The following is a 16486-nucleotide window of genomic DNA, read 5'->3' as shown; positions in this document are numbered from 1 at the left end:
ATGGTTTCTGACTTCAAATTCAATGGAATAAGTAAGTTGGGAGCGATGTAAAATGGAACAGATGCAAATGAATATGCCAGATATGTACGATGCTGCATTGTATCTTCGGTTATCGAAAGATGATATGGAAGAGGGCGGTGCGAAGTCAGAGAGCAACAGCATTGCAAATCAGAGAGAGTTACTTCGGAGCTTTGTAAAAAGCCAGCCGGATATTCAGATCTTTGATATATATGTGGATGACGGATACTCAGGAGGAAATTTTGATCGACCTGAGTTTAAACGAATGACAACTGATATAGAAGCTGGAAAAGTAAATTGCGTGATTGTAAAAGACTTATCCAGATTCGGAAGAGAATATATAGAAGCCGGGCGATGGATCGAAAAGACCTACCCGGCTTTAAATGTGCGTTTTATTTCAGTTACAGACCAGTTTGACAGTAAAACAGCAGATTTTTCAGAGAAGTCATTTGTAGTTCCAATCAAAAATTTCGTAAATGAAAGCTATTGTCGGGACATTTCCGGTAAAGTGCGAAGCCACCAGAAAATCAAACGTGAAAAAGGTGAATTTATTGGAGCGTTTGCCCCGTATGGTTACTGCAAAGATCCAGAGAATAAGAATTGTCTGGTGATTGATTCTTATGCATCAGATATTGTAAGAAAAATATTTTCGTGGAAAATTGATGGATTCAGTCTTGGAGCAATCGCAGAAAAACTGAATGTACGTCATGTGCAGTCGCCAAAAGAATATAAAAAGGCAAATGGCGAGAATTACAATTCTGGATTTCACAGCTCAGACACACCGAAATGGTCGGCAGTGCAGATTAAAAGGATTCTGATCAACGAGGTTTACATTGGAAACATGGTGCAAGGCAAGCAGGAACGAATCAGCTATAAGGTAAAGCAACGTCTGGATAAGCCAGAATCAGAGTGGGTGAAAGTAGAAAATACGCATCCGGCAATAATCAGGCAGAATGATTTTGATGTGGTGCAGAAGCTACTTCAGTATGATGGCAGGGCATCGAAAACATCGGACAGTGCAAACTTTTTTTCAGGTTTTGTATTTTGCGGAGATTGCCATACACCGATGATACGCAGGGTAAATCAGTATAAGGGAAAGAAAAAAGCCTTTTATATTTGCCAGACAAAAAATAAAGGTGGAGATTGCACCAGACACAGTATTCCGGAAGAGGTGCTGAAAAGGATTGTATTGAAAGAGATTCAGGCATATACGGCACTTTTCGTAGACTATCAGATGATTATGGAAGAACTTTGTGAAATGAAAGTCAGTTACGATCAGGTAATCGGTTATGATACGCAGATTAGTAAGTTGCAGGAAGAATATAACCGTTATTACAGCCTGAAAGCATCTTTGGGTGATGACTTGAAAGAGGGATTGATCAGCAAAGAGGAGTTCGATGATTTTCGGGAAAGTTACGGAAGAAAATGTGAAGAACTGGAGCAGATGATTGAAAACCAGAAAAAACTGGTAAAGCAAATGTTTGAGGGTGGAGTGTCTGCAACTGTTCAGTTGGAGGACTGGAAGAAATCACTGGAAATCAAAGAATTGGATCGCACATTGCTGGCACTGACCGTAGATAAAATCTATATTTATGAAAACAAGCAAATTAAAATTCACATCCGCTATCAGGATATGATTGAGAAGATGAAAGTCATAAGACGGTTTTATGCGGAACACAGGACAGAGTGCAGGAAAGAGGTGGGATAAATGGCAAGAACAGCAAAAAGATATAAGAAAAACACAGAGAAGAAGATTCCTGGTATTCCGGTATGTATGGCTGCAATTTATGCCAGATTATCCGTAGACAATGATGAAAAAAAGTCAGAATCTATTGAAACACAGGTTACGCTGATAAAAGAATTCATTCAGAAGCATAATGAAAATCCGGACAAAGAGTATGAGATTGCTGTATATGATATTTATTCTGATTTGGGAAAAACCGGAACAAATTTTGACAGACCGGGATTTGAACGGATGATGAATAATGTCAGGGCAGGTAAAATAAACTGTATTCTGGTAAAGGATTTCTCACGATTTGGAAGAAATTACATTGAAACTGGTAACTATCTGGAAAAGATTCTTCCTTTTATGAAAGTGCGATTTATTTCTGTATGTGACAACTATGATTCATTTGCACCGGGTGCTAAGAATCAGGAATTATCCATGAATATCAAGAATTTGGTGAATGATGCTTATGCAAAAGACATTTCCGCAAAAGAACGGGCGGCGAAACGTATTGCACAAAAAAACGGTGAATATGTGGGATCTACAGCTCCATACGGATATTGTGTGGAAAAGATAAATGGAATTTGTAAGTTGATTGTGGAACCGGAAGCTGCAAAGATTGTCCGCAGGATTTTTGAAGAATATGCTTCGGGAGATGGCATACAGAGCATTATTGACAGGCTGTTTGAGGATAGGGTACATCGGATTTCGGACTATAACCAATATCATCATGTGTACTGTCAGGATGGAGAGAATCTTCATCAGTGGGGAAATTCTTCGATACGTGCGGTTTTAAATCGAAATAATTATTATGGTGATCTGGTTCAGAGAAAATACGAATCCAGATTTCAAAGAGGTGAAAAATGGTGTGACATACTGGACCAGAGTCAGTGGATTATTACGCCAAATGCTCATGAGCCGATTATCAGCAGAGAACTGTTTGACAAAGCACAGGTCAGGTTAAAAGTAGCACAACAGAAAGCAACAAAAACTACAGTAGGATGGGAAGAGGATGAAAGAGCATTTTACAATGTATTGTATTGTGGAGATTGTAAGCGAAAAATGTGTACACGTAGATACAGAGGCAATGTGTATTACTTTTGCAATGCTGCCTGGTATCGGGATGAAAGAAAATGTAGTCACAAATCTATTTCCGAAGAGAAGCTGCAGAAAATTGTCCGTTCAGAGCTGACCAGACAGTTTCAGTTATCTGACTTACGGAAAAAGGATATGTCTGCTATAAGCAGTGCAGTATTTCTTACCAAAATCAAAGAAATTCAAGCAGAGATCAGGAAACTGGATGCAGATATGGAAAGACGTTCAGAAAAACTGGCACAGGCATTTATGCAATATAAAGAGGGCGAACTTTCCAAAGAAGCCTATATAGAAATGAAAGATGACCGTAATAACTGGAAAGTGTTCTGTGAAGAGAGGAAGAAGTCTCTGGAGCAGACTATACGTAAACTGGAAAAACAGCAGAAAAAAGAAGCCAGATTTTTACGAAGTCTGTTGGAACTGGATGGGACAACCAGAATCAATGCGGAACTTGCGGAGAGCCTGATTGAAAGTATGTATCTATATGGTGATAACAGACTGGAAATCAACTTCGGGTTTAAGGGGGCGGTAGAATATGAGTAATCAGAAACTGATTATTGGATATTACCGTCTTTCTATGGAAGATGATTCAGAGGGAGAAAGCAACAGCATTATCAATCAGAGAAAACTGGTAAAAGATTATATTTCCAATATTCCGGAACTGGCTTCTATGCCATTTCAGGAGTTCTACGACGATGGATATTCTGGTTCTAGTATGGAGCGTCCGGCAATTAAACAGGTTTTGGAGCTTGCCAGAGAGAATAAAGTGCAGTGCATTGTGGTAAAAGATTTTTCACGTTTTGCCAGAAACTATATTGAGATGGGAACTTATCTGGAGCAGATTTTTCCATTCCTGGGAGTACGATTCATTTCTATCTCAGACCGATATGATTCTAAAGATTATAAAGGAAAGAGTTCAGACATCGAAGTACAGTTTAAAGGATTGATCGCAGACTTCTATGTGAAAGATCAGTCTGTAAAGGTAAAGGCAGCAGTCAACACCAGACGGGGAAAAGGTGAGTATTGTTGTGGTTCTGCACCTTATGGGTATCGAATCAATCCAGAAAATAAGAAAGAACTGGTGATTGTAGAGGACGAAGCGGAAGTGATTCGCAGAGTATTTGAACTGACCAATCAGCGATATTCAAAGATGGAGATTTGTCGGTTGTTTAATGAAGAGGGGGTACTGACTCCCTTGCAGTCTATGAGTAGACGACAGAAATCAGACAGCAAGAAAGCTGCATCAAGAGGACTGCAGTGGACGAGTGATATGATACGGAAGATTGTGGATGATAAAACTTATATAGGCTGTATGGTCTATGGAAAAACAAAGATTCCAGATCCCGGAACTGGGAAAGAAGTACCGGTACCGAGAAATCAGTGGAAAGTGATGGAAAATCATCACGAGCCGATTGTATCAAAAGAAGTTTTTGAAAAAGCACAGTCCCTTCAGATCAGATACACCAAGAAAAGCAAATTTGACAGGGAAACAACACTATTAGGTGGCTATGTAAAATGCGGGAATTGTCGCAGAAGCCTGACTTCAAGCAGTCCGATTCATGGTCATATTCTTTATAGCTGTGCTTACAGTAAAGGAAAAGAAGATACAGGATGTTTCGCCGGGAAAGCGGATAACAAAATGCTGGAGCATATCGTGCTGGCAGAAATAAAGGCTTACTTACGTCAGAATATCAGCCAAGAACAGATGCAGCAATCCATGAGAAAACAGCATGAGGACAGTATAGAAGCCTATAAGACGGAAAGTGCAGATTGTGAAAAGTGTCAAGAACAAATAAAAATCCAGAACCGCCAGAACTATGAGAAGTATCACGAGGGACAGATGAACCAGAACCAGTTTATGGAAGCCAAGAAGCAGTTGGAAGAAGAAAGAGAACGACTGCAGAAACGTGTACAGGAACTGGATGAGTTGATAAACGACGAGAAAGAAATCCTGATGAAAAAGAATGTTCCGGTGGAGCAAATGTTGAAGTATTTAGGCTATGAGAATCTGACACGAGAGATGCTGGAAGAATATGTGCAGGGAATATATGTGTATGATGACGGGAGAGTGGAGGTGGAGTATAAATAGCAACAAATTAGCATATAATAACAATAAAATTGTTGATAAAAAGCAATAATGATGTATAATTATATAAAGAAATGGAAAGGAGATGCAAAAAAAATGTTGTTAAACTTTAAAATGGAAAACTTTAGGTCATTTAAAGATGAGACTTTTTTTACAATGCTTTCAAGTAAACAGAAAACGCATAATGATTATGTGATAGATAAAAGTGTAAATGGTAATAAGTTAAGAGTATTACCAATGACTGTCATTTATGGAGCAAATGCATGTGGAAAATCCAACATTGTGTTGGCAATGGATATATTAAAAAAAATGGTTATGAAAGGAACCTTAAATTGCAAAGAGCTGGAATCTTATAAAAGTATGTTATCTTTTATTAGAGATACAAGTTGGTATGATCCGGTTTCTTTAGAAATTACATTTTCCACTCAAAATAATATTTATAGATACGGAATTAAGTTTACGGATATTGATGTATATAAAATTGAAGAAGAGGTTCTTTATGTTAATGATGACTTGTTCTTTTCACGAGATGATGAAAATCAAATTTATGTGGATGTAAAGAAATTAGTAAAAAAAGGTTATATTAATAAGGATGATGCGGATTTTTCTGAACGCTTGATTCACAAATTGAACCAGACATTGGATAAACAAAAGTTAGTTGTAGCAGGTGCAATTAGCAATTTGTTTGATAAAAAATATTTTGAGGATTTTAATTTATGGTTTGAAAAATTTAATGTTATTATGAATGCAAATGACATGAATTTTAGACAAAAAGACTTAAAGACGATATTTAATAAAAAACCAGGTAAAGATATTCGTAGAAATATTTTCGAAAGTGCCTCAGTTAAAGAAGTTATGAATATAGCTGAGTTTGGAAATCAAAAAATTGGATTTATGGCAGAAACAGATAATGATGAATTATCTATGTGTTCAATGTATCAAGTACCATTAAGAAAAGATGAGCAACCACAAAAAAAATATGCAATATCCATGATTGTAGATTCAGAGCTGATGGAATCGAGAGGAACTATCCATTTGATTAGATTGTTACAACCGTTTATAGATGTTTTAGATAATGGCGGGGTCATTGTTTTGGATGAAATGGATGCTTCATTGCATTTTGAAATTGTTGTATCGCTGATAAGAATTTTTAACAATAAAGATATCAATAAAAATAATGCTCAGTTAATTTTCAATACGCATAATCCAATATATTTAGACGGTGAATTGCTTAGACATGATCAAATTGTAATGGTTGAAAAGCGAAGGAATGATATGGTGAGCGAGATATATTCTTTAGCAGATTACAAATTACGTCCAGAAGAAAGAATATTAAAAAATTATTTGAATGGAAAATATGGAGCATTGCCACATATGGATTTGGAAATTGCATTTAAGCACATATTGGAAAGAGAGGCGAATAATCTTGAATCGTCCAAAGAACAATAAAATACGAAGACCACAATTCCTCTGCATTGTAGGATGTGAGGGAAAAAACCAGGAAAGAATATATTTTGATAAAGTAGCAGAATTAGTGAATTGCGTTGAAGAAAGAACGCATGATTTAGTATTTGATTATGCGGAACCATATGGCGGAAATCCTAAGTGTGTGGTAGAACGAACTATTCAGAAATCTATTGGTAAGGAAAACAAAGTATCTGTTTTTGATTATGACGGAAAAAAGGATAAGTATGAAGAAGCAATAGATTTGGCAATAGAAAATAAGATTGAATTAGGATATACAAATTATTGTTTTGATTTATGGCTGATTCTTCATAAAGAAGACTATTTTGATATAGTACAAAATCAGGATGCATATGCTGATAAATTACGACAAGTTTTTGGGTTAGCAGCAGATGCAAACATAAAAAAAGAAAAAAGGGTAACGGAAATAGTCAATCAAATCGGATTATCTGATATAAAGAATGCAATTCAAAGGGGTAAAAAAATATCAGAGGATAATCAGGGTAAAGAGGCAAATAAAACGCCAAAAGAAAACAGATATTATGATAATCCAGATACGCAAATGCATGTGTTGCTACAATTTTTATTTGCGAAAGTAGGAATAAATATTGACGCATTAGGATAGAAAAGATGTAGCAATGACGTTACATCCTCCCCACCTACTTTGTGACAATTATATAACGTCCTCTATACAGAAATATGCGGTTTTAAGCCATTTTCGTGGTAAAAAAGCCGCATATTTTTTGTAGCAATGACTTGACATCCTCGGGGAGACTCTGTTTGGAAAGGAGCCTGCCAGATTAAAATATTGTACTTATAGGAAAATATGTTATGATATATACACAATGTGTATATTGGGAGACGGGATTAATATGGAAATAAAAGATGAAATAAAAGAATTACGCGAAAGTACTGGAATGAACAGAAAAGAATTCTGTGAGTATTTCGGAATTCCTTACAGAACTGTAACGGAATGGGAAAGAGGAACAAGAAAAATGCCAGATTATGTTTTTAGATTATTAGCATATAGGATAAAAATGGAAAAATTTGCAGGAAAGGAAGAAGTGAATGAAGAATAGGATAATTAATGTACAAGATGTAGCAATTTCAATTTCAAAACAAGAACTGGATGATTATATTTGTATTACGGACATTGCAAAAGCAAAATCGGATTCAGCCAGAGCGGCAGATGTAGTACGAAATTGGTTGAGAAACCGTGGTACATTAGAGTATTTGTCAGTATGGGAGCAAATATATAATCCTCAATTTAAAGTGTTCGAATCTGAACACTTTAAAAAGCAGGTCGGATTATTGACTTTTACACCAAGTATTTCGGAATGGATTAATAAAACAAATGCTATAGGATTATATGTAAAACGTGGAAAATATGGTGGGACATATGCGCATAAAGATATTGCTTTTGAATTATAATTTTTGTTGTTTCAGATACAATCCTGCCATTGATGTGGAGATGAGTTCAGTTACTGTCAGAGGTGCTAGTGCAAATATTGAAGCATTCACGCATAATGTAGATAAACAAAAACACAACTATAAAAAGAAGGAGGATAGGGTATGGGTTTATTTGATAAGAAGATCTGTGATATCTGCGGAGAGAAAATAGGTTTATTGGGAAACAGAAAACTGGATGACGGAAATCTGTGTAAGGATTGTGCAAAAAAATTATCACCATGGTTTGAAGACCGGCGGCACAGTACGGTAGAGGATATCAAACGTCAACTGGAATATCGTGAAAAAAACAAAAAAGCCGTAATGGATTTTTGTATAACCCGTCAGATCAATACCAGAAATTATAATGTTTTTATTGATGATAATAAGGGGAATTTTACTGTTGCACGGAAGCTGGATGTCAATGAAAATCCGGACATAGTTCCTTTATCCGCTGTTGTGCAGTGCAGAGTTGATGTAGAGCGACAGCAGAACGAGGAAACATATACAACAAAGGATGGAGAAACCGTAAGCTATCAGCCACCGGTATATAAGTATGAATTTGATTATACTATGCGTATTAAAGTAAAAACTCCATGGTTTGATGATATGGATTTTCGTCTGAATACTTTTTCCATAAGCAGCGATAACAGAGGCGAATTGATGGAAGTGGAGCAGACAGGTCATCAGATCATAGCCGCTTTGACACCAAATGCGGCTGGAATGCAGGAGCCCGGGATGAATATGAACAACGGAATGCAGCAGCCTGGAATGCATATAAACAATGGAATGCAGCAGCCCGGAATGAACATGAATAGTGGAATGCAGCAGTCCGGAATGAACATGAACAACGGAATGCAGCAGTCCGGAATGAACATGAACAGTGGAATGCAGCAGTCCGGAATGAACATGAACAATGGAATGCAGCAGCCCGGGATGAACATGAACAATGGAATGCAGGAGCCCGGGATGAATATGAACAACAGAATGCAGCAGTCCGGAATGAACATGAACAATGGAATGCAGCAGTCCGGGATGAATATGAACAACGGAATGCAGCAGCCTGGAATGCATATAAACAATGGAATGCAGCAGCCCGGAATGAACATGAATAGTGGAATGCAGCAGTCGGGAATGAATATGAACAACGGAATGCAGCAGTCGGGAATGCAGCAGCCCGGCGGTTTGTGGAAATGTCAGTGCGGTGCAGAGAATACCGGAAGGTTCTGCGAATACTGTGGCCAGCCAAGACCATTTTGAGTGATGATAGACAGAGTGGACAGAATTGTTCACTCTGTTTGTGACAACAGGGTTGAGAATGGATGATTTCTCTGAAAACTATATAATAAAATAGAGTTTTATAGTATACTTGTCACAGGAATGTATTAATGAGAGAGGAATTTTCATGACATACAATAAAAAAAGGGCACTGTCGTATGGAGGAATCCTGATAAGTGTATTGCTGGCGTATTTCTGCAGGCTGGTAAGACCGGAAAATGTTTTTATGAGAAATCTGGCAGATCAGTGTCGTAACTGTATTTATCTGGGAATGTATTGTGCCTGGGTGATCTATCTGGAAAAGCATGTAGTGCATAGAAAAACGCGCAGATGCCTGACTGCAATTGGCTGTCTGATGGTATTCTGGTTCTTTGTGCGGACGGTAAAATTTCATATTCTTCATGATCCGCTTGGAGAACATATCTGCTGGTATCTGTATTATATCCCGATGATCCTGATACCGGTCCTTGGATTGGCAGCAGCGATGTTTCTTGGTGAAAAGGACGGCGAGAAAACGGGCAGAAAAATTATTGTTTTGCTGGTTTTTGCGGTGATTATGATCGTCTGTGTTTTTACAAATGACCTGCATCAGCTGGTGTTTCGGTTTTCCGGGCGGCCTCCGTTTTCGGACAGAGATTACAGCTATGGTATTCTTTTTATAGTGATCCAGGGATGGATCATATTTTGCCTGATATGGATGGAAATTATGCTGATCAGAAAAAGCAGGATTCCGGGAAGGAAGCAATTTTGGCTGCCTGTCATTCCGGGAATATTGCTGCTGGGATGGAATATCGGGAATTTACTCCGTCTGCCCCTGATCAAAACAATTGCCGGGGATATGACAGCAGTATGCTGCCTTTTAATGGCGGCAATTTATCAGGGGTGTATATTATGCGGCCTGATACAGACAAATAATCGATATTTTGAATTATTCCAGACCTCCGGAGGACTGGATGCAGAGATTACGGATGATTCTTTTCAGCGTTATTATCATTCCGGTGATTTTCCGGAGCTGTCACCGGAACTGCGTAAAATTGTAATAAACAGATCAGCTGTACAGGAACAGGGAATCCGGATCAACCATATTCCTATAAGAGGAGGACATTTGTTCTGGTCAGAAGATATTTCGGTGCTTCTGGATCAGTATCAGGATATCAGGGAACAGCAGGAGGAGCTGACTGCCAGAAATCGTCTGCTGCAGAAAACCTATCAGAAAGAGGCTGAGCGGAGAAAAACAGAAGAACAGAACCGGCTGCTGAACATGATACAGAATCAGACAGCTGGGCAGCTGGAATTGCTGTCACAGCTGATGGATGAGCTGGAAAGAACGGAGTCAAGGGAACACTATGACCGGATCCTGGGAAAGATCGTGGTTGTTGGTACATATTTAAAGAGAAGAAAAAATCTGGTATTGACACAATATGCATCAGATGGAAATCTGCTTACGATGGAGGATCTCAGACAAAGTCTGGCGGAATCCTGTGACAGCTTAAAATTATGTAAGATCCGGGCGGCTTATTATGTCGAAAATGGTGAAGTGCAGCTGAATGCAGATGATATACTGAAATGCTATGATACCTTTGAATGGCTTGTGGAACGATTGTTTGATACAATGCAGTCTGTTTTTTATCGTGTGTCGCAGATCGATGATGCTCTGCGTATTTCAGTTCATATTGTAGCAGAAGAAGATCTGCGGGGATTAATGTCAGAAAGACCGGAATTAGATGTGCAGCAGGAAGATGAAAACGAATGGTTTATCGGATGTATCGTATGCAGAAAGAGAGGCGGAAGATGACTGATTTTGCGGAATGCAGTATGGCAATGCAGGATTTTCTGATGATCCTTCTTGAAATCTGCCTGATTCTGGAATTGATCCTTCTGTTGATAAGGATAACCTGTTTTTACGGGAAAAAGAAAATTATAACAGCAGTGACTGTTTTTGCAGTTTCTTTTATGCTTATGGGATCTCTGATGAATGATCACAGATATTGTCATGGGGAAAGCGCATATCAGCCAATGCTCCGGGGGTGTCCGGTCAGCGTTTTGATGGCAGCGATGGTGGTATTGGTGTTTTATCTTTTCAGAGCAATCTGGAGAGAGAGACGCAGATATCATCATTCTCTGTCTTACTGGTCTGTGAATGAAGCTGTTGATGATGTTCCCTGCGGGGTGTGTTTTTCGGATCCGCTTGGAAGGATCGTTTTGTGCAATACCAAGATGCAGGAGCTGAGCAGGATAATGACAGGCTCCTATCTGCAGGATTATGAGGTATTGCGGAAAGTAATAGATGGAGGATCCGAAGCAAAGAGACTTCGCAGATTAAGCAGCGACAGTAATGTATTTTATTTTCCGGATGCTTCCGTCTGGATGTTTCAGGAATATCGTCTGCAGGAGCCGGATTGTGCAGGATATCTGCAGACAGTGGCAGTTAATGTATCAGAAATTTATTACAATGGTGAAAAGATCAGAGCAAATAATGAAAAGCTGGAAATCCTGAATCATAAGCTGGAGGAAATGTATGAAAAAATAGGAGATAAAATAAGAGAGCAGGAGACACTTGCCATGAAAATGCAGGTTCATGACAATTTTGGCCGAAGCCTTCTGTCAATACGCAGGATATTGGAAAGAAAAGAAAAGCAGGATAAAATGGATAAACAGTTATCTGCATTAAAGCATCTGGTCTATATTCTTACAGATTCTTCTGTTGAGAATATGGAAGAATTATGTGCGGATACGATCAGGCATGCAGAAGAGCTTGGAATTTATGTTCAGATCAGCGGAAATTTACCTCAGCATCCCTCCTACAGGCTGCTGACAGACAGAGCGATCCGTGAATGTGTGACAAATTGTGCCAGACACGCCCATGGCAGTACGGTTCTGGTGAAGATAGACAAAGGTGCAAATGAATACAGCATCCGGATAACGAATGATGGAGATGCACCTGAAAAAAATGCAGAAGAAGGTGGTGGTCTGTCTGCACTGAGAAAAGCTGCGGAGTCAGAGAAATGTATTATGCAGGTTTCTTTTTCGCCGGAGTTTTGTCTGGTGTTGAAAATGCCACTGACAGAAAGGATGGGAGTCTATGGTACGGATACTGATAGTAGAAGATCAGAGGATCATGCAGAAGTATTTTGAAAGTATTATTATGCGGGAACCGGAATTCCGACATGTTCAGACAGTTTCGGATGCCTGTGAAGCTGTAAAGATCTGCTCTTACTCGGCAATTGATCTTGTGCTTATGGATGTGCAGACATTTCATAATCATGATGGGCTGAGTGCTGGAAAGATCATCAGGGAAAAATATCCATATACAAAGGTATTGGTTGTTACTTCGCTGATCGATCCCAAGGTGCTGGAAAGGGCAAAGAGCGGATGCGCAGACAGTCTCTGGTATAAGGATCACGGTGAAGAGGAAATACGGAGTGTGATCTACAGAACGTTAAATGGGGAGCATGTATTTCCGGATGTGTCACCGAGGGTGGAACTTAACTGGATCACAAGCGGTGATATCAGTCCCAGACAGCTGGAGATGCTGCGCCTGTATATTCACGGGATGTCATATTCCGAGATCGCAAGGAAGATGGACTGCTCTGCTTCAGGGGTAAGATGGAATTTTCAGGAAATGATCGCCAAGGCGGGATACAGCTGTAAAGAGGATCTGATAGCAGCTGCACTGGAAAGTAAACTGATCGTAACCACACTGAAATAGAAGATCCGCAGAATGCAGAAACATATTCAGACAGAGGAAATTTGGCGTGAGCTGACGGAGCATTCATAAATACATCATAAAATTTTGAATAATAGAAGAAAGAGGAAACAGACATGAGTGATTTTTTGACAGAAAAAAATAAAAAAACAGGAATACTGGGGAAACTGAAATGGGTTCTTTGTGGCTTTTTTATACTTTTTTCCCTGGGAGCTATTGGCGCATCGGAGAAGTATATCCGTGAAGGGCGCTGGGGAATGGCAGCAACAGAGATCATACTTGGATTGCTGTTTCTGTATCCGACCTTCCGGGAGATACAAAAAACATTAAAGAAGAAAAAAGCCGGAGAAATCGCCTGCTGGTTTGAATCCTATGCTCAGAATACCGTCTCATTTGAAAAGCTTGAGCAGGAACTGGGAAAAGGTGCAGTGAAAAAGCTGGAAAAATTTATTGCCGGGGGATATATCCGGAATATCCAGATAGACAGAGAAGGAAATTATATTATGATCACTGCACCGAACAGACGCGTAAATGAGAAGATCTATATTACAGTTACCTGCCCCAGCTGCGGTGCAAAGAATCAGGTAATAAAAGGTCGTCTGAGCACCTGTGAATATTGCGGACAGCGTCTTACCCCATGACAAAAGACACCTTTCGGATCTGCCCTGTTAAAGATAAAATCCTTGTGCAATATGCTCAATGCATAAAAAGGATATTTTATAAACAAAATTATATAAGTTGCATATAACTAACGCATACGGCATAACAGAAGTTGTACAAATATCCGTACACCCATAGACGATTGGGATGAAATCATAGAATAATTTTATAAAAATGGCTAATAAAACTGGATAATATGTTCAAATTATGTTACATTTATTATAGCAGTCAGAGGAAATACTGCGGCCTTTTTGTGGTCGGGATTTCCGGAGGGGCTGAACAAATAACATAGAACTTATTTATTTGGTTTTATTGTTTCTTTCCTGGGAGTGCAGAGAAGGAGGGAACGGATAAGAGCAGATAATCATAAGGATATAATCTTTATAAGGAAGGTGAGCAATTGGAAAACTATACTAAGTACAAGCTGAAAAGCAGTGATGAGCTTGCATCAGTGCTGAACGGCAGGGACAATCTGTTCGTAATCGCCTGTAACAAGTGTTTCAAGGAATTTGAGACCGTTGACGAACCGGATTGCGAAGAATTCCTGAAATTTGCTGCGGAGCAGGGAAAAACCGTCACAGGCAGTGCGAAATTCGATTTTCTGTGCAACAAGATGCACACAGAAAGAAAATTACAGGATCTGCTGCCGGAAGGTACAGAGAATGTAGTTGTGATCTCCTGTGGTCTTGGTATCCAGACAGTTGCGGATCTGGCAGGCAAGCCGGTGATTGCAGCAAGTAATACCCTTAACTACAGAGGCCATCACGGCATGGCACTTACCAAAAAGAGCTGTGATGCATGTGCACAGTGCTATCTGAACATTACCGGAGGCGTCTGTCCTATCGTCGACTGTTCCAAGAGTCTTGTGAATGGACAGTGCGGCGGAGCAAAGAACGGTAAATGTGAAGTAGACCCGAATAAAGACTGTGCATGGGAAAAGATCTACCAGAGACTGGCAAAACAGGGCCGTCTGGAAGAGTTCCTGAACCAGCCGGTACAGGTACGTGATTACTCCAAGGTTAACTTCAAGGTGATCAACGATTACGTGAAGTCTATCAGAGAAGACAGACTGAACGGATACTATGGCGGCGTTCATCCGTCAGAGCACAAGGAATTCAGCGAGCATATCGCACTGAAGAAATTCCCGGATCCGAAGACTGTAGTGATCTCCATGTCCCAGCATCTTGGTGCACCTGCCAACCCGATCGTAGAGGTAGGCGACACTGTAAAAGTCGGACAGAAGATCGGCGAAGCTGCCGGATTTATCAGCGCACCGGTACACTCCAGCGTAAGCGGAACCGTAGTTGCCGTTGAGCCACGTATGCATGGCACAAGAGGCAGTGAAGTCATGGCTGTTGTCATTGAATCGGATGGAAAAAATACTCTGCACGAATCCGTACAGCCACATGGTGACCTTGATAATCTGACTCCGGATGAGATCATTGAGATTGTAAAAGAAGCAGGAATCGTTGGTATGGGTGGTGCAGGCTTCCCGACCTGTGTCAAACTGAAACCAGCCAAACCAGTTGATACCATTCTACTCAATGGATGCGAATGTGAGCCATATTTAACAGCAGACCACAAGGTTCTCCTTGAGTTTGCAGATGACATTATTTTTGGTCTGAAAGCGATCCTGAAGACAACAGGTGCCGAGAAGGGTATCATTGTCATTGAGGATAACAAGCAGGATGCCATCGAATTAATGCAGGAAAAAGTTGCCAATATCGGAAACATGGAAGTATTTGTCGCAAGAACCAAATACCCGCAGGGCGCTGAGAAGACTCTCATCAAGCGCGTTATGGGCAGAAAAGTTCCAAGTGGCGGTCTCCCGGCAGATGTTGGCGTTATCGTAGATAATATCAGTACCGTAAAAGCAATCTCCGATGCAATCCAGAAGGGTATGCCTCTGATCGAGCGTGTTACAACAATAACAGGCGAGAAGATCAAGAATCCTGGCAACTTTATCATCAAGATCGGTACCAGCGTAAAAGAGCTGATCGATTACTGCGGCGGATTTACAGATGACGATGTTCTGGTCAAGATGGGCGGACCTATGATGGGATTCCCTCTGAACACTCTGGATGTACCTATGATGAAGGGCTCCAACGGTATCATCGCCATTGATACAGACGAGACCAAAGAGCAGCCATGTATCAAGTGCGGACGCTGCGTGGATGTATGTCCGATGGAACTTTCTCCTCTGTATTTCGTTAAATATGCGAAAGAAGAGAACTGGCAGGGCATGAAAGACATGAATGTCATGGACTGTGTTGAGTGCAGATGCTGTCAGTATATCTGTTCTTCCAAGATTCCGATCATTAACAGTATCAAAGCCGGAAAAAATGCAGTAAGGGGGATGAAGTGATATGTTGATTACCCAGTTAAAAGCAAAAGAAACTATCGTATCACTGGCAGCCGGAAAGAAAGTTTTTATCATCAACTGCCATGGATGCAAGGAAGTTCGTTTTCCGGAAAAAGAAGCTGTTGAACTTCAGAAGGAGCTTTCCGCTGAAGGAAATGTGACAGGGATCATGACAACGGATTATATCTGTAATCCGGAAAATATGCAGTTACGTCTTCAGAAACATATGGATAAGATCAGGGAAGCGGATCTGGTCCTGGTATTCTCCTGTGGCGTTGGTGTACAGACCATCGCAGAATATCTGGAAGACAAAATGGTATGCGCAGCCTGCGATACATACCCGGTACCTGGTTTCCAGGGTGTAACACCGTTAGAATATAAATGTGACCAGTGTGGTGAGTGTTATCTGAACCTTACTGGCGGGATCTGCCCGATCACAGCATGCTCCAAGAGTCTTGTCAACGGCCAGTGCGGCGGTTCCAAGAATGGTAAATGCGAAGTGGACAGTGACATGGAGTGTGGATGGGAGCGCATCTACAGACGTCTGAAAGAGATCGGACGCCTTGACGCACTGAAATGCCCGACACAGATCCATAATTTCGCTACAGATGATGAAGTGAAATAATAAGCAAAGATTTATTAAGA

General features: G+C 40.2%; 14 protein-coding genes. All 14 read left to right on the top strand.

The window, feature by feature from the left end; genetic code table 11:
- Positions 1 to 52: 52 nt before the first annotated feature.
- The 14 genes from GPK81_RS13575 to GPK81_RS13510 all read left to right on the top strand — a co-directional run bounded on the left by GPK81_RS13575 (position 53) and on the right by GPK81_RS13510 (position 16466).
- A complete protein-coding gene (locus GPK81_RS13575) occupies positions 53 to 1726 on the top strand; it encodes a recombinase family protein (RefSeq protein ID WP_215707212.1) in 1674 nt (557 codons plus the stop codon).
- Complete coding sequence (locus tag GPK81_RS13570) at positions 1727 to 3382, top strand: recombinase family protein (RefSeq protein ID WP_101885099.1); 1656 nt, start codon at positions 1727 to 1729, stop codon at positions 3380 to 3382. It begins immediately after the preceding gene.
- On the top strand, positions 3375 to 4928 hold the full coding sequence (locus GPK81_RS13565; RefSeq protein WP_101885100.1) for a recombinase family protein: 1554 nt from the start codon (positions 3375 to 3377) through the stop codon (positions 4926 to 4928). Before GPK81_RS13570 ends, GPK81_RS13565 begins: the two co-directional genes overlap by 8 nt.
- Positions 4929 to 5021: 93 nt before the next feature.
- Positions 5022 to 6374: an AAA family ATPase gene (locus GPK81_RS13560; protein ID WP_242972183.1), complete on the top strand. Its 1353-nt coding sequence runs from the start codon at positions 5022 to 5024 to the stop codon at positions 6372 to 6374.
- A complete protein-coding gene (locus GPK81_RS13555; RefSeq protein WP_008706409.1) occupies positions 6352 to 7014 on the top strand; it encodes an RloB family protein in 663 nt (220 codons plus the stop codon). Before GPK81_RS13560 ends, GPK81_RS13555 begins: the two co-directional genes overlap by 23 nt.
- Positions 7015 to 7261: 247 nt before the next feature.
- Positions 7262 to 7468 carry a helix-turn-helix domain-containing protein gene (locus GPK81_RS13550; protein WP_118168764.1) on the top strand — a complete coding sequence of 69 codons (207 nt, stop codon included), beginning with the start codon at positions 7262 to 7264 and terminating at the stop codon, positions 7466 to 7468.
- A complete protein-coding gene (locus tag GPK81_RS13545) occupies positions 7458 to 7820 on the top strand; it encodes a KilA-N domain-containing protein (RefSeq protein WP_252196658.1) in 363 nt (120 codons plus the stop codon). Before GPK81_RS13550 ends, GPK81_RS13545 begins: the two co-directional genes overlap by 11 nt.
- A 141-nt stretch (positions 7821 to 7961) precedes the next feature.
- Positions 7962 to 9095 carry a DUF4428 domain-containing protein gene (locus tag GPK81_RS13540; protein ID WP_215707211.1) on the top strand — a complete coding sequence of 378 codons (1134 nt, stop codon included), beginning with the start codon at positions 7962 to 7964 and terminating at the stop codon, positions 9093 to 9095.
- 145 nt (positions 9096 to 9240) lie between these two features.
- Positions 9241 to 10908 carry a histidine kinase N-terminal 7TM domain-containing protein gene (locus GPK81_RS13535; RefSeq protein ID WP_215707210.1) on the top strand — a complete coding sequence of 556 codons (1668 nt, stop codon included), beginning with the start codon at positions 9241 to 9243 and terminating at the stop codon, positions 10906 to 10908.
- On the top strand, positions 10905 to 12248 hold the full coding sequence (locus GPK81_RS13530) for a sensor histidine kinase (protein ID WP_252196657.1): 1344 nt from the start codon (positions 10905 to 10907) through the stop codon (positions 12246 to 12248). The genes GPK81_RS13535 and GPK81_RS13530 overlap by 4 nt, the downstream gene beginning before the upstream one ends.
- The gene (locus tag GPK81_RS13525; RefSeq protein WP_178704724.1) at positions 12196 to 12822 is read left to right on the top strand and encodes a response regulator transcription factor; all 627 of its coding nucleotides are present in this window, start codon (positions 12196 to 12198) and stop codon (positions 12820 to 12822) included. Before GPK81_RS13530 ends, GPK81_RS13525 begins: the two co-directional genes overlap by 53 nt.
- Before the next feature lie 113 nt (positions 12823 to 12935).
- Positions 12936 to 13460 carry a hypothetical protein gene (locus GPK81_RS13520; RefSeq protein ID WP_118752731.1) on the top strand — a complete coding sequence of 175 codons (525 nt, stop codon included), beginning with the start codon at positions 12936 to 12938 and terminating at the stop codon, positions 13458 to 13460.
- A gap of 419 nt (positions 13461 to 13879) precedes the next feature.
- Positions 13880 to 15844, top strand: a complete 1965-nt coding sequence (rsxC, locus tag GPK81_RS13515; protein WP_118168771.1) for an electron transport complex subunit RsxC — start codon at positions 13880 to 13882, stop codon at positions 15842 to 15844.
- 1 nt (position 15845) lies between these two features.
- The gene (locus GPK81_RS13510) at positions 15846 to 16466 is read left to right on the top strand and encodes a methylenetetrahydrofolate reductase C-terminal domain-containing protein (RefSeq protein WP_021976351.1); all 621 of its coding nucleotides are present in this window, start codon (positions 15846 to 15848) and stop codon (positions 16464 to 16466) included.
- Positions 16467 to 16486: the final 20 nt, after the last annotated feature.

Origin of the sequence: Blautia sp. MCC283, from assembly GCF_018785565.1 — a bacterium.
In the GTDB taxonomy this organism is placed as follows: Bacteria; Bacillota; Clostridia; order Lachnospirales; family Lachnospiraceae; genus Blautia_A.
Note: the sequence above shows the minus strand (reverse complement) of the source record. Positions and strands in the feature narration are given on the sequence as shown.

Bases quoted from the DNA above. Each gene is read 5' to 3' on its own strand.
- GPK81_RS13575 (WP_215707212.1), top strand. From the start codon at position 53: ATGGAACAGATGCAAATGAATATGCCAGATATGTACGATGCTGCATTG.
- GPK81_RS13570 (WP_101885099.1), top strand. From the start codon at position 1,727: ATGGCAAGAACAGCAAAAAGATATAAGAAAAACACAGAGAAGAAGATT.
- GPK81_RS13565 (WP_101885100.1), top strand. From the start codon at position 3,375: ATGAGTAATCAGAAACTGATTATTGGATATTACCGTCTTTCTATGGAA.
- GPK81_RS13560 (WP_242972183.1), top strand. From the start codon at position 5,022: ATGTTGTTAAACTTTAAAATGGAAAACTTTAGGTCATTTAAAGATGAG.
- GPK81_RS13550 (WP_118168764.1), top strand. From the start codon at position 7,262: ATGGAAATAAAAGATGAAATAAAAGAATTACGCGAAAGTACTGGAATG.
- GPK81_RS13545 (WP_252196658.1), top strand. From the start codon at position 7,458: ATGAAGAATAGGATAATTAATGTACAAGATGTAGCAATTTCAATTTCA.
- GPK81_RS13540 (WP_215707211.1), top strand. From the start codon at position 7,962: ATGGGTTTATTTGATAAGAAGATCTGTGATATCTGCGGAGAGAAAATA.
- GPK81_RS13535 (WP_215707210.1), top strand. From the start codon at position 9,241: ATGACATACAATAAAAAAAGGGCACTGTCGTATGGAGGAATCCTGATA.
- GPK81_RS13530 (WP_252196657.1), top strand. From the start codon at position 10,905: ATGACTGATTTTGCGGAATGCAGTATGGCAATGCAGGATTTTCTGATG.
- GPK81_RS13525 (WP_178704724.1), top strand. From the start codon at position 12,196: ATGGTACGGATACTGATAGTAGAAGATCAGAGGATCATGCAGAAGTAT.
- GPK81_RS13520 (WP_118752731.1), top strand. From the start codon at position 12,936: ATGAGTGATTTTTTGACAGAAAAAAATAAAAAAACAGGAATACTGGGG.
- GPK81_RS13510 (WP_021976351.1), top strand. From the start codon at position 15,846: ATGTTGATTACCCAGTTAAAAGCAAAAGAAACTATCGTATCACTGGCA.